The following is a 13916-nucleotide window of genomic DNA, read 5'->3' on the forward strand; positions in this document are numbered from 1 at the left end:
CCCATGAAGCTCTGTCGCTATGGCCAGCCCGGCCAGGAAAAACCCGGCATCGTCGATGCCGACGGCGCGATCCGCGACTTGTCCGGCGTCGTCTCCGACCTGACGATCGCGGCGCTGCCGCAGGCGCTCGCTGCCGATGTTGCCGCGCTGCCGGTGGTGGAGGGGACGCCGCGCTATGGCGTGCCGCTCGCGGGTATCGGCAAGATCGTCGCGATCGGCCTCAATTACCGTGACCACGCCATCGAATCGAACCTGCCGATCCCGACCGAGCCGATGATGTTCATGAAGGCGCTGTCCAGCCTGTCGGGTCCCAATGACGACGTGATGCTGCCCAAGGGGTCGACGCATGGCGACTGGGAGGTCGAACTGGGCGTCATCATCGGCAAGACCTGCCGCTATGTCGACCGCGCCGAGGCGCTGGATCATGTCGCGGGCTATGTGCTGGTCAACGACGTGTCGGAGCGGTTCAACCAGAAGCAGCGCGGCACCCAGTGGTCGAAGGGGAAGGGGCATGACACCTTCTGCCCGACCGGCCCGTGGCTGGTGACGCCCGACGAAGTGGGCGATCCGCAGGACCTGGACATGTCGCTCGACGTCAATGGTCAGCGGATGCAGACCGGCAACACCCGGACGATGATCTTCCCGGTCGACGAACTGATCGCCTATGTCAGCGAATATATCACGCTCGAGCCCGGCGACCTCCTCATCACCGGCACCCCGCCGGGCGTCGGCGAGGGCAAGAAGCCCGAGGCGATCTATCTGAAGGCGGGCGACACGATGGCGCTGTCGATCGACAAGCTCGGCACGCAGGCGCAGTCGGTCGTCGCGTGGCGGCACCCGCGCACCGGAGCATCGGCATGAGCGTCTATGCAGGGCGCTTCGCCGGACGCGCCGCGATCATCACCGGCGGCGCCTCCGGGCTGGGCAAGGAGGTCGCGCGGCGGATCGTCGCGGAGGGCGGCCGGGTCGCACTGTGGGATCTGAACGCCGAGGCGCTGGAGAGCGCGCGCAGCGAGGTCGGCGCGGCCCATGTCGTGGCACTGAACGTCGCGGAACTCGGCGAGGTCGAGGCCGCATTCGCCGACAGCAAGGCGGCGCTGGGCCGGGTCGACATCCTGGTCTGTTCGGCCGGGATCACCGGCGCGACGGCGCCCGTCCATGAATTTCCGGTGCAGAGCTGGCTGAACGTGATGAGCGTCAACGTCGACGGGTTGTTCTATTGCAACCGGACGGTCGTGCCGCTGATGCTCGAACAGGGCTATGGCCGGATCGTCAACGTCGCGTCGGTCGCGGGCAAGGAAGGCAATCCCAATGCCAGCGCCTATTCGGCGTCGAAGGCGGCGGTGATCGGCTTCACCAAGTCGCTGGGCAAGGAACTGGCGGGCAAGGGCGTGATCGCCAATGCGCTGACGCCCGCGACCTTCGAAAGCCCGATCCTGGAGCAGCTGCCGCAAAGCCAGGTCGACTATATGCGCTCGAAGATCCCGATGGGCCGCCTGGGATTGGTCGAGGAATCGGCGGCGATGGTCTGCTTCATGGCCAGCGAGGAATGCAGCTTCACCACGGCGGCGACCTTCGACACGTCGGGTGGCCGCACCACCTTCTGAATTTGGCCGCGCGACCCGGAATACCGGGCGGCGGAAGGAGAGGATCATGCACGACGTTCCGTTCGTCGATGCCCATGTCCATTTCTGGGATCTGGCGCATCTCCGTTACCCTTGGCTCCAGCCGCCCTTTGCCGATGACGGCCCCAACGGATCGGTCGAAAGCATCGCGCGGACCTATCTGCCGGGGGACTATCGGGCCGAGGCGGCGGGGTGGAACGTCGTCGGGGCGGTGCATGTCGATGCGGGAGCCCATCCCGAGGACGCACTGGCCGAGACGCGGTGGCTGGAAGGGCTGGCGGTGGAAACCGGGCTGCCCAACGCGATTATCGCCTTTGCCGATCTGTCCGATCCGGCGGTCGACACGCTGCTCGCGCGTCACGCCGAACATGGGCGGGTGCGCGGCATCCGCCATATCGCCAACTGGCATCCCGATGCGCAGCGCAGCTATACCGCCGCGGACCTGACTCGCACCGATCGCTGGGCGGCCGGGTTCGGGCGCCTCGCGCACCATGGCCTGTCCTTCGACCTGCAATGCTATCCCGCGCAGATGATCGCCGTCGCGCGGATCGCCCAGCGCCATCCCGAGGTGCCCGTCATGGTCAACCATCTCGGCATGCCGGTGCTGACCGATCCCGATGGGCTTGCCGATTGGCGTCGCGGTATGACGGCGCTGGCGCGCCTGCCGCAGGTGTCGGTCAAGCTGTCGGGGTTCGGCTTCATCCGCCGCGACTGGGACGCAGCCCTGGTGCGCCGGTTCGTCACCGAGACCATCGACCTGTTCGGCGTGACCCGCGTCATGGCCGCCAGCGACTTTCCTACCGACCGCCTGTTCGGCCGCTATGACGCCGTGATGGGCGCCCTGGCCGATGCGATCGGCGACCTCACCCCGGCGGAGCGCCGCGCCGTCTGGGGCGGCAATGCGTGCCGCCTCTATCGTATCGACCCCGCCATCCTTGGAGACGTGCAATGAAGCCTCCCCAGATCGTCCTGGCCGAGGATGTGCCGCCGCGCGTGCTGCGCACCGCGCTCGCCCTCGCCATCAGCCTCTTCTTCATCTGGGGGCTGGCCTATGGCCTGCTGGATGTCCTCAACAAGCATTTCCAGGACACGCTGCACGTCGGCACCGCCGAGTCGACCTGGCTGCAGATCGCCTATTTCGGGGCCTATCTGGTCGTCAGCCTGCCCGCCGGACTGGTGCTCCAGCGGCTGGGCTACAAGGCCGGTATCCTGATCGGGCTGGCGGTGACGGCGCTGGGGGCGCTGCTGTTCATACCGGCGGCGGCCATCGGCCAGTTCGCGCCGTTCGTCGGATCGATGTTCGTCCTGGCGGCGGGCCTTGCCTGCCTGGAAACCGCGGCGGACAGCTACGTCAATGTGCTGGGGCCTGCGGAGGGCGCGTCGCGTCGCCTGAACCTGGCGCAGTCGTTCAACGGCCTGGGCACCTTTATCGGGCCGCTGATCGGCGGCACGCTGTTCTTCGCCGAGGGGGGATCGGCCAGCGGCGGGCATGACAATGTGCGGCTGATCTATGCCGTGATCGGCGCCGCGATCATCGTCTTCGCGCTGTTCGTCTCGCGCGTGACCCTGCCCGAGATCGCCGAGGAGGCGCATGACGCACCCGGCACGAAGGCGACGCTGCGGCGACCGCACTTCGTCTATGGCGTGCTGACCCAGGCGATCTATATCGGCGCGCAGGTCGGCATCGGCGCGCTGTTCATCAACGTCGCGATCACCACCTGGGGCGGGCTGACCCCGCGCGTCGCCGCCTATCTGCTGTCGCTGGCGCTGGTGACGTACATGCTGGGCCGCTTCGCCTCGACCGCGCTGCTGGCGCGGGTCAGCCCGCACGCGCTCCTGACGACCTTCGGGGCGATCAACGTCGTGCTGTGTCTCGTCGTAGCGGCCGGAATCGACCGGGTGTCACTGGTCGCGATGATCGGCGTGTTCTTCTTCATGTCGACCATGTTCCCGACCATCTTCGCGCTGGGCGTGCGCGACCTGGGCAGCGCGGCCAAGCGGGGGGCTTCGTTCATGGTCATGGCGATCGGCGGCGGCGTGCTGCTGCCCTATCCGATGGGATTGATCGGAGAGCATTACGGTACGCCTGCCGCCTTCCTGCTGCCCGCCGTCGCGTTCGCGATCGTGGCGCTCTACGGCTGGCGGGGGGCCAGGATCCGATAGGGACGAGAGCCGCGCGGACAGGGCGGCGGGCCGCCTGTTCGCGTGGCATTTCAGCATCACTTTCCACATTCTTACGACGTAATCGTACGGAATCGATCTATTACATTGACATGATTGGTCCATTGATTAGGACTTCATCCCATAAAATGAAATAAGGAGGGGATGATGAAGCTTCGTCGCTTTTGTGCTTCCACGTCGGCCTGGGTCCTGATGGCTGCCTTTGCGGCACCGGCGCTGGCCCAATCCGGCGCGACCACCGGGCAAACGCCGATCGAGCCGTCGACGACTGCCGATCCCGCATTGAGCGAACAGGCCGTCGGCGACATCATCGTCACCGCCAACAAGCGCGCCGAGCGCCTTCAGGACGTGCCCAAGTCGGTCGACGTCGTGCAGGGCGACACCATCCAGAAGCTCAACCTGCGCAGCTTTGCCGAAATCGACCAGCTCGCCCCGGGGCTCAGCCTGACCGCCAAGGAGCCGACGACCAATTCGGTGACCCTGCGCGGCGTCGGCTTCGACCCCAATTCGGGCACGTCGCCGACCGTCGACATCTATTTCAACGAGACCCCGCTCGACGCGAGCAGCGCGTTCCGTGCGCTGTACGATGTCGGCCAGATCGAGGTGCTGCGCGGGCCGCAGGGCACGCTGCGCGGCCGCACGTCGCCGTCGGGGGCCATCACGATCGCGACCCGCCGCGCCGACCTGAACGAGGTCGACGGCTATTTCCAGCAGACGCTGACGACGCAGGCCGGGATCAATTCGCAGGGCGCGGTCAGCGTGCCCCTGATCCCGGGCGTGCTCGCCGTCCGCGCGGCGGGACTGTTCGACCGGAACATCGGCACCGGCGTCCGCAACCTGCGCACCGGCGACCGGGACAGCGACAAGACCGAAAGCGGTCGCCTGAGCGTCGCCTTCCAGCCGACCTCGCAACTGCATTTCGACCTGACCTACCAGTATCTGAACAACCGGACGCTCACGAGCCCGATGCTGTTCACGCTGCCGGGCCAGACCACGAACCCGATCCTGACGCCGGCCGATCGCTCGGCCCTGGTGACGAAGCCGGGGCGCTACAGCTATGAGGGCCATATCGTCAGCCTGGCGGCCGGGCTCGATCTGGGTAGCGTCGCGCTGAACTATATCGGCGGCTATCAGAATATCGATCAGAGCCGCGTCAACGACATCGCCTATGGCGGCAGCATTCCCAATTTCTCGCAGAACCAGTCGTTCCAGACGAACAGCGAGCAGATCTCGCAGGAATTGCGCCTGACCTCGCAGGGCAATCGGTTCTGGAATTTCCTGTTCGGCGGCTATTACGAGCATAGCACGTCGAACACGAATGTCGGGCAGGATCAGTATCTGTTCCAGTTCGTGCCACCGGGCACCCCGGCGCAGTTCGTGCCCAAGCTCGATGTCGGTGTCCTGGTGCCCAGCAAGGTCGACACCTATGCCCTGTTCACCGACCACCGCTTCCAGGTCACCGGCAAGGATCAGCTGCAGGTCGGGTTGCGCTGGCAGAAGTCGAAGGTTCGCACCGACTTCGTTCAGACGTTGAGCGGCGCGCTGCTCGGACCGAACCCGATCGTCAGTTCGGGCGTCAGCCCGGCGAATCGCGACCGGACCTTCCGCCAGCTGACCGGGGGCGCCAGCTTCCGACATGAGTTCAGCCGCGACCTGACGGCCTATGCCACCTATGGCCGGTCCTATCGTCCGGGCAGCCTGAACACGACGACCGCGAAGCTGGACGAAAGCCTGCTGGTGACGAAGGCCGAAACCTCGAACAATTACGAGATCGGGCTGAAGGGCGCGTTCGCCGACCGCAAGGTGCAGTTCACGCTGGCGGTCTATCAGCAGGACTTCAAGAACTACCTGGCCTACACCAATTCGTATCTGGCGGTGTCGACCAACAAGGACGGCGTCGTAGACAACAATGCGGCCTTCACCTTCAATGGCGACGCACGGGTTCGGGGCGTCGAGGGGACGCTGTCGACCCGGATCGGCACACAGCTCCAGCTTGGCCTGAGCGCGACCTATAACGACGCCAAGTTCAAGAACGCGCAGGCGCCGTGCAACGACTTCAACGGCGACGGCATTCCCGACTCGAACGGGGCGCAGCGCGTGCCGGTGGGCCAGAACGTCGCATTCTGCCGCCTCAACGGTCGCCTCAGCGACCAGGCGCCCTGGGGTGTCAGCGTCAACGCCGAATATCGCGTGCCGGTCAGCGGCAATCGCGAGCTGTTCGTCCGTGGCCTGGCCAATTACGTGCCCAAGCGCGAGGACCCGTTCATCAACGTCAAATATGGCGACCTGCTGAACAACAGCGTCTTCCTGGGCGTGCGCGGGCCGAATGATGCCTATGAATTCTCGGTCTTTGCCAAGAACCTTGCCAATGTCGCGGTGCTGACGACGCGCGGGTCGACCCAGGTGGACTATAGCGTGTTCCCGACCGGCTATTCCGTCGGCACCGCCGTCAGGCCGCGTGAATTCGGCCTCAACTTCCGGGTGGGGTTCTGATGATGGGGCGGCAGGCTATTGCGGGCGTCGCCCTCTTCCTGGCGGGCACCGCGATGCCTATCGCAGCGCAGGAGGCTGGCAATCCCGACCAACGTGCGGCGCGCACGCTGGCGCAGATGACGCCCGAGGAGAAGATCGGCCTTCTCCATGGCCCCATGCCCTCGCTGCTGCCGGCGGCCAAGCGGCTGGCGGGCGTTCCCGTCGGCGCAGGGGTCATCACCGGGGTGCCGCGGCTCGGCATTCCCAACCTGACGGAGACGGACGCGAGCCTGGGCGTCTCCAACCTGAACGACCTGCGCAAGGGCGACGTCGCCACCGCCATGCCGTCGGGCATGGCGCAGGCGGCGAGCTGGAACTCCGAGCTGCTGCGCACGGGCGGCGCGATGATCGGCAGCGAGGCGCGCGCCAAGGGTTTCAACGTCATGCTGGTGGGCGGCGTCAATCTGGTCCGCGATCCGCGCGCCGGGCGGAACTTCGAATATCTGGGTGAGGACCCGCTGCTCGCCGGGACGCTGGTTGGCGCGCAGATCGCCGGGGTGCAGTCCAACGGCATCATCGGTACGATCAAGCATTTCGCGATCAACGACCTGGAAACCGGGCGCAACGTCCATTCGGTGGTCATGGACGAGGCGGCGATGCGCGAAAGCGACCTGCTCGCCTTTCAGATCGGTATGGAAAAGGGGCGGCCGCATTCGGTGATGTGCGCCTATAATCGCGTGAACGGCGACTTCGCCTGCCAGAATCCGTTCCTGTTGAACGACGTGCTGCGCCGCGACTGGCGCTTCCCGGGCTTCGTGATGTCGGACTGGGGCGCGGTGCATTCCAGCGAGGCGATCCTGCATGGCCTCGACCAGCAATCCGGCGAGCAGATCGACGGCAAGCCGTGGTTCTCCACCCTGATGGTCAAGGCGGTCGAGGAGGGGCGTATCCCGCAAAAGGCGGTCGATACCGCCGCGCTGCGGATCCTGCGCAGCATGTTTGCCAGCGGCATCGTCGACCGCCCGGTCACGGCGGGGGCTGCGATCGATTATGACGCACATGGCCTGGTCGCCCAGCGTGCGGCCGAGGAAGGTATCGTCCTGCTTCGGAACGAGGCCGGTGTCCTGCCGCTGGCGGCGACCGCGCGGCGCATCGTGGTGATTGGCGGCCATGCCGATATCGGCACCCTGTCGGGCGGCGGGTCGAGCCAGGTGCGCCCGGTCGGCGGCTTTGCGCTGGAAGAACGGCAGGTCGGGGCGGGTGTCGCCTCCTTTTCCAAGCGCAGCTATGGCGGCACCGCGCCGCTCGCCGCGCTGAAGGCAGTGCGCCCCGATGCGCAGATCACCTTCGTCGACGGCCGCGATCCGGCGGCGGCGGCGGACGCGGCGCGGGCGGCGGATATGGCGATCGTGTTCGGCGAGAAATGGTCGACCGAGGCGGCCGACCAGAAGGACCTTTCGCTCGATGGTAACGGCAACGCGCTGATCGCGGCGGTGGCGAAGGCCAATCCGAAGACGATCGTGGTGCTGGAAACGGGCAATCCGGTCGCGATGCCGTGGCAGAAGGACGTCGCGGCCATCGTCGCCGCCTGGTTCCCGGGGCAGCGCGGCGGCGAGGCGATTGCGCGCGTGCTGACCGGCGCGGTCAATCCGTCGGGCCGCCTGCCTGTGACCTTCCCGGCCAGCGTGGATCAACTGCCCAACCCGGTCCTGCCCGGCGGCGATGCCGCACCCGCCGACGCGGCGACGCGCGCGACCTATGGCCTGATGGCCAGTGCGAAGCCGTTTGACGTTCATTTCCCGGAAGGATCCGATGCAGGCTATCGCTGGTTCGCCAAGCGGAACGCGTCGCCGCTCTACGCCTTCGGGTACGGCCTCAGCTATACCAGCTTCCGCTATGACGGACTGAAGGTGACGGGCGGGCAGCGCCCCACGATCCGCTTCACCGTCACCAATACCGGCCAGCGGGCCGGGGCGGACGTGCCGCAGGTCTATCTGACCCGTCCGGGCAAGGCGAAGAGGCTTGTGGGATGGAGCAAGCCGATGCTGCAGCCCGGCGAAACGAGGGCCGTATCGGTCACGGTCGACCCGCGCGTCATCGCCGACTTCGACGTGCGCCAGCAGCGCTGGATCGTGCCGTCCGAAACGGTGGCGATCGAAGTGGCGCGTTCCGCGACCGACCCGGTGCTCAAGGGCACGGCCAGACTGACCCGAACGACGCTGAAACCCTGAGGGGCTGACCACCCGAAGCAGGCTGCGTATCGTGGATTTGAAAGGACATACCATGCCGCTCCGTCGCACCCTGATCGCCGCATTGATCGCGACCAGCGCCCTGTCCGGCACCGCCGCGCCGGTCGCCGCGCGCGAGGGCGAACCATCGCTGGAACAGCGTTTCGCGACCCCGCCCAAGGCGGCGCGTCCGCGCTTCCGCTGGTGGTGGCCGGGCGGTGCGGTGACGGATGCCGAACTGCAACGCGAGATCGCGCTGCTCGACGAGGCGGGGTTCGCCGGGGCGGAGATCCAGGCGCTCGGCCCCAATTTCGCGAACCTGTCGCCCGAGGAAAAGGCGCATGTCAACGACTATGCCGAGCCGCCCTTCTTTGCGCATGTCCGCGTCGCGGCGGCGGCGGCCAGGGCGCGGGGGATGGACCTGGACTATACGCTGGGCTCCGCCTGGCCGTCGGGGGGCGGCTTTGCGATCACGCCGGAAAAGGCGTTCGTCGAACTGACGATGGCGCGGACCCAGGTGACCGGCGGCGAGGGTACCGGCCCGGTCAGGGTGGCGATCCCGACGCGCACCAAGCGGCTGGGGGCGCTGTCGATGTTCGACGCGCGGGTGAAGGACCCCAAGGTCGCCGACTGGCCCGCGCGGATGGATGCGCAGGCGGGGATCGTCGCGGTGGTGGCGATGCGCGGCACCGCGCCCGACCTGAAGCCCGCCGGGCCGACCGCCGGGTTCGTCCTCTATCCGTGGGAGGATGTGGTGAAGCCGGGCACGCTGGCCACCGCCGACACGCTGGTCCTCACCGACAAGCTGAAGCCCGACGGCACGCTGGACTGGACGCCGCCGCCCGGCACCTGGCAGGTGTTCGTGTTCAAGCGCTATGCCTCGAACGTCGGTGTGCTGGGCGCGGCGGGACAGGGGCCGCAGCTGATCCTCGACCATATGGACCCGAACGCCTTTGCCGCGCACGCCGCGCGGGTGGGCGATCCGTTGGGCAAGAACCCCGTCGGCATCCGATCGACCTTTGTCGACAGCCTGGAGCTGATGCAGGACCTGCCCTGGGGGCGGACGTTCCTCGACGAATTCCGCAAGCGGCGCGGCTATGACCTGACGCCGTATCTGCCCTTCACGCTGCAGCCGGGATGGATGCAGGCCTGGGGCGAACATTGGTCGCCGCCCTATTTCGAGGCAAAGGACACGACCGCCGACCGGGTGCGCGCCGATTACCGGCGCACCGTGTCCGACCTGATGTTCGACGGTTTCCTCAAGCCCTTCGTCGCCTGGAACCATGCGCATGGGCTGAAGGCGAAGTTCCAGGCGCATGGCGGGGCCATCGATATCGTACGCGGTTACGGCATCGTCGACATCCCGGAAACCGAGGATCTGGTGCATGAGGGCGATCCCTATTTCATGCGCTTCGCCCGCTCCGGCGCGGACCTGTACGGCCATCCGATCGTGTCGGCCGAGAGCCTGGTGTGGAAGGACCGCCCCTATGACGTCACGCCGGACGAATTGCGGCGGCGGGCCGACCTGATTTTTGCGGGCGGGGTCAACAGCCTGATCCTGCATGGCCATGACTATCGCCTGTCCGATCCGAAATGGCCCGGCTGGCATGCTTTCCAGCCCAGCCCCTTCGGTCTTGGCTTCAGCACGATGTTCACCCAAAGCAACCCCATCTGGGCCGGGGTGCCGACGCTCGCCCGCTATATCGCCCGGACGCAGGCGGTGCTCCAGCAGGGTAGGCCGGTGGTGCCGGTCGCCTATTTCTATGGCCAGACCGGCTATTATGTCGGGATCGAGGATGCGGGCGCGGGCAAGCAGCGGGCGGAAAAGGCGTTCCTGGGCGGCGGCTATGACTTCGACCGGATCAACCCGGATTCGATCGAATCCGCGCGGGTCGAGGGGTCTATGCTCGTGTCGAAGGGAGGCGCGCGCTACCCGGTTCTGGTCTTGCCGCCGCTGGACGGCATCCGTGCCGAAACCGCCGAGCGGATCGCGGGCTTCGCCAAGGCGGGGTTGCCGGTGATCTTCACGGACAAGCTGCCGTCGCGCGACGAGGGGCTGCACGATGCCGCCGCGCGCGACGCCCGCGTGGTGAAGGCGATGGCGGCGGCTCGGGCGGCCGGCGCGCGCGTCGTGCCGCTCGACCAGCTCGTGCCGACGCTGCGCGCGCGGGGCATCCCGGCGAACCTGCAATGGACCGGCGGCGATCCGTCCGAACTGGTCTATGTCCAGCGCAGGGTCGGCAAGCGGCTCGTGACCTTCGTCCACAATCTGGCCGATGCCCCGCGCGATGCCGGGATGGTGCTGCCGGTCGCGGCGGGCGTGACGCGCTGGAATGCGATGGACGCCAGTGTGACGCCGGTCGATGGCAGAGCGGAGCGCGGCGGTACGCGGATCGCCCTGACGCTGGCCGCTGGGGAAAGCGCGCTTCTGGTCAGCGATCCCGCGACGCGTCCACGGACGGTGCCCGCACGGTCCGTTATCGAACGCCATGCGCTGCCCGTCGATGGTTGGACCCTGTCGGTGGCGGGGCATAGCGGGCGCGAACCCTATGGCGCATCCTTGGGCACCATGGCCCTGGGCGACTGGCGTGCCGTCCCGCAACTGGCGCGCTTTGCGGGTAGCGGCACCTATCGCCGCTTGATCCGTATCGAGGCGAACTGGCTCAAGCCGGGGCAGCGCGTGCTGCTCGACCTTGGAGCGGTTCACGACATGGCGACGGTCAGCGTCAACGGGCGCCCGTTGCAACCCGTCATCTCCGCGCCGTTCCGCGTCGACATCACCCGGGCGGTGCGCGTCGGGGACAATGACCTGACCATCATGGTGGCGAACACGCCGCAGAACGCGATGATCGACCCCAATGCGGGCGGATACAAGAATCTGAAGCCGGTGGCCGCCGGGCTGACCGGCCCCGTCACCCTGGAGATCGAACGATGACCCGCAAGTCCCTGTTGCAGGCGCTGATCGCCTCGACCCTGTGTCTCGCCCATCCCTGCGTGGCGCAGGACGGTGCGAAGAACGACGGTGCGGGGGGCTGGATCAGTCATCCGGATGCGCCCGCCACGGCGAACCCCGTCGTGCTGCACTTCCGCCGCACGATCGACCTGTCGGGCCATCCGGGCCGTTTTCCGGTCCGCGTCACCGCCGACAATCGCTTCATCCTATACGTCAACGGTCGCCGCGTGGCGGCGGGGCCGTCGACGGGGGATGTGGCGCACTGGCGGCAAGAGGCGATCGACCTGGCACCCTATCTGACGAATGGGCGCAACGTCATCGCCGCCGTCGTGTGGAACGGCGTGAAGCCGATGAAGTTGCCGCCCAACCCGACCGCGCAGCAGCGCCGCAATGCCGAGGGCGCGGCGCTGTTCACCCAGACCGCACCATCCTTCCAGCAATCGGTCGCGACCGGCTTCCGCCTGGTCGGCGACGATGCGGCCGCCGCGATTTCGACCGATCGGCCGGGATGGCGGGTCAACCGCGATGCCGGGCACCTCTTCGAGAATGGCTGGCGACAGGTCATCAAGGGCGGCTGGTATTATGTCGCCGGACAGCCCGAGACGATCGACGCCGCCAAGGCCGATTTCGACTGGACCGGCGCGACCGAGCGCGGGGCGGGCTGGCAGGATGCGGTCGCCGCACCCGATGCGGCGCAGCGGACGCTGGTCGAGGATCGCCTGCCGCCGCAAAGCTATGCGCCGACCGTTCCGGGCAAGGTCGTCCGCACCGATCTGGCGGGCGGCCAGGCGTTTCCGACGCGCGCCGTCACCATTCCCGCCAACAGCAAGGTCCGCCTGCTGATCCAGCGCGACGCCATGGTGTCGGCCTATCCCGAACTCGACGTGGCGGGCGGGGCGGGGGCCAGCATCACCGTCACCTGGTCCGAGGCGCTGTACGACGCCAAGCGCAAGAAGGGCGACCGTGCGCTGGTCGGCGACCGGCAAGTGTTCGGCATCCACGATACCTTCCTGGCGGACGGCCAGCCCCGCACCTTCGCGCCGCTCTGGTGGCGGACCTGGCGCTTCGCCGAGATCGCGGTCGAGACGAAGGACCAGCCGCTGGTGCTGAAGGACATGCGGGCGTTCGAGACGGGCTATCCCTTCCAGCAGGTCGGGCGCTTCGCCGCCGACGATCCGACGCTCAGGCGGATCTTCGACATCGGCTGGCGGACGGCACGTGTCGATGCGCACGAAACCTATATGGACACCGCCTATTGGGAACAGCTGCAATATGCCGGCGACACCCGGTTGCAGGCGCTGATCTCCTATGCGGTCGGCGGCGATCCGCGCCTGGCCGAGCAGGCGATCGATATCTTCGCGAGTTCGGATGTCGAGAACGGCCTGATGGACGGCGCCTATCCCCAGCGGGTGCCCAATGTCATCGCGCCTTTCTCGCTGTTGTGGGTGGGGATGCTCGACGACTGGCGGATGCACCAGCCCGACACGGCCGTCCTGCGCCGCAACGTCGCGCGGATGCGCCGCGTGCTCGACTGGTACAAGCCGTGGCAGAAACCCGACGGCCTGTTGGGCAAGAATCCGCAGTGGAACTTCATCGACTGGGTCGGGCAGCCCGCGACCGACCGGACCCGCTTCCCGTCCTATGACGCGAATGGCGAAAGCTGCCTGATGAGCGTGACGTGGCTCGGCGCGTTGCAGCAGGGCGCACAGATCGAGGCGGTGGCGGGGGATGCCGCCCATGCCGCCGACTATGCCGCGCTGGCGGACCGGGTGAAGGCGGCGATCCGCCAGCGCTGCTGGGTGGGGCCGCGCGGGCTGTTCGCCGACAATCCCGACGGCACGGTCTTCAGCCAGCATATGAACGCGCTGGCGATCCTGTACGATGTCGCGACCCCGCAGGAGGCACGCGGCATCCTCGACCGCATCGTCGCACCCGGCAAGGGTATCGATGCGCCCGAGGGCATGTTCACCACCAGCTATTATTTCGCCTGGTATCTGGCGCAGGCGTTCGTCCATGCCGGGCAGGGCGATCGCTATCTGGCGCTGCTCGACACGTGGCGCGAGCTGCTCAAGCTCAACTACACGACCTGGCCCGAGGAGCGCGGCGACACGCGCTCGGACAGCCATGCGTGGAGCGCGCATCCGACCGCCGACCTGCTCGGCATCGTGGCGGGGATCGGGCCGGGATCGCCGGGCTATGCCTCGGTCCGGGTGGCACCGGCGCTGGGGACGCTGAAGCAGCTCGACGCCACTGCGGCGACTCCGGCGGGGCCGGTGACGGTGCGCTACCGGATCGCGGGGGGACGCCTGTCGGCGGACATCACGCGTCCGGCGAGCCTGCCGGGGGTCTTCGAATGGGCGGGCCAGCGTTATCCGCTGACCCGCACCACGACGCGGCTGCGCCTGCCGTTACGCTGAGGGTTTCCGGACCGACTGTGAAGTGAGCCCCTCCCCTTCA

The 13916-nt window shown here is 67.5% G+C and carries 8 protein-coding genes; all 8 read left to right on the forward strand.

Annotated elements, in window-relative coordinates; translation table 11 throughout:
* Nucleotides 1-3 precede the first annotated feature (3 nt).
* The 8 genes from SP5_RS11200 (at nucleotide 4) to SP5_RS11235 (ending at nucleotide 13876) form a co-directional block, all read left to right on the forward strand.
* Nucleotides 4-861 (forward strand): 2,4-didehydro-3-deoxy-L-rhamnonate hydrolase, encoded by an 858-nt coding sequence (locus SP5_RS11200; RefSeq protein WP_042488496.1) that lies wholly within the window; start codon nucleotides 4-6, stop codon nucleotides 859-861.
* On the forward strand, nucleotides 858-1607 hold the full coding sequence (locus tag SP5_RS11205) for an SDR family NAD(P)-dependent oxidoreductase (protein WP_042488520.1): 750 nt from the start codon (nucleotides 858-860) through the stop codon (nucleotides 1605-1607). The genes SP5_RS11200 and SP5_RS11205 overlap by 4 nt, the downstream gene beginning before the upstream one ends.
* A 46-nt stretch (nucleotides 1608-1653) precedes the next feature.
* Nucleotides 1654-2577, forward strand: a complete 924-nt coding sequence (locus tag SP5_RS11210; protein WP_042488498.1) for an amidohydrolase family protein — start codon at nucleotides 1654-1656, stop codon at nucleotides 2575-2577.
* Nucleotides 2574-3788 (forward strand): sugar MFS transporter, encoded by a 1215-nt coding sequence (locus SP5_RS11215; protein ID WP_042488500.1) that lies wholly within the window; start codon nucleotides 2574-2576, stop codon nucleotides 3786-3788. The genes SP5_RS11210 and SP5_RS11215 overlap by 4 nt, the downstream gene beginning before the upstream one ends.
* 162 nt (nucleotides 3789-3950) lie before the next feature.
* A complete protein-coding gene (locus tag SP5_RS11220) occupies nucleotides 3951-6299 on the forward strand; it encodes a TonB-dependent receptor (protein WP_042488502.1) in 2349 nt (782 codons plus the stop codon).
* Entirely contained in the window at nucleotides 6299-8509 is a 2211-nt protein-coding gene (locus tag SP5_RS11225) for a beta-glucosidase family protein (RefSeq protein WP_042488506.1), read from the forward strand. The genes SP5_RS11220 and SP5_RS11225 overlap by 1 nt, the downstream gene beginning before the upstream one ends.
* Before the next feature lie 52 nt (nucleotides 8510-8561).
* A complete protein-coding gene (locus SP5_RS11230) occupies nucleotides 8562-11441 on the forward strand; it encodes a glycosyl hydrolase (protein WP_042488508.1) in 2880 nt (959 codons plus the stop codon).
* Nucleotides 11438-13876 (forward strand): alpha-L-rhamnosidase-related protein, encoded by a 2439-nt coding sequence (locus SP5_RS11235; RefSeq protein WP_042488511.1) that lies wholly within the window; start codon nucleotides 11438-11440, stop codon nucleotides 13874-13876. The genes SP5_RS11230 and SP5_RS11235 overlap by 4 nt, the downstream gene beginning before the upstream one ends.
* Nucleotides 13877-13916 lie beyond the last annotated feature (40 nt).

Source organism: Sphingomonas parapaucimobilis NBRC 15100 (genome assembly GCF_000787715.1).
Classification (GTDB): Bacteria; Pseudomonadota; Alphaproteobacteria; order Sphingomonadales; family Sphingomonadaceae; genus Sphingomonas; species Sphingomonas parapaucimobilis.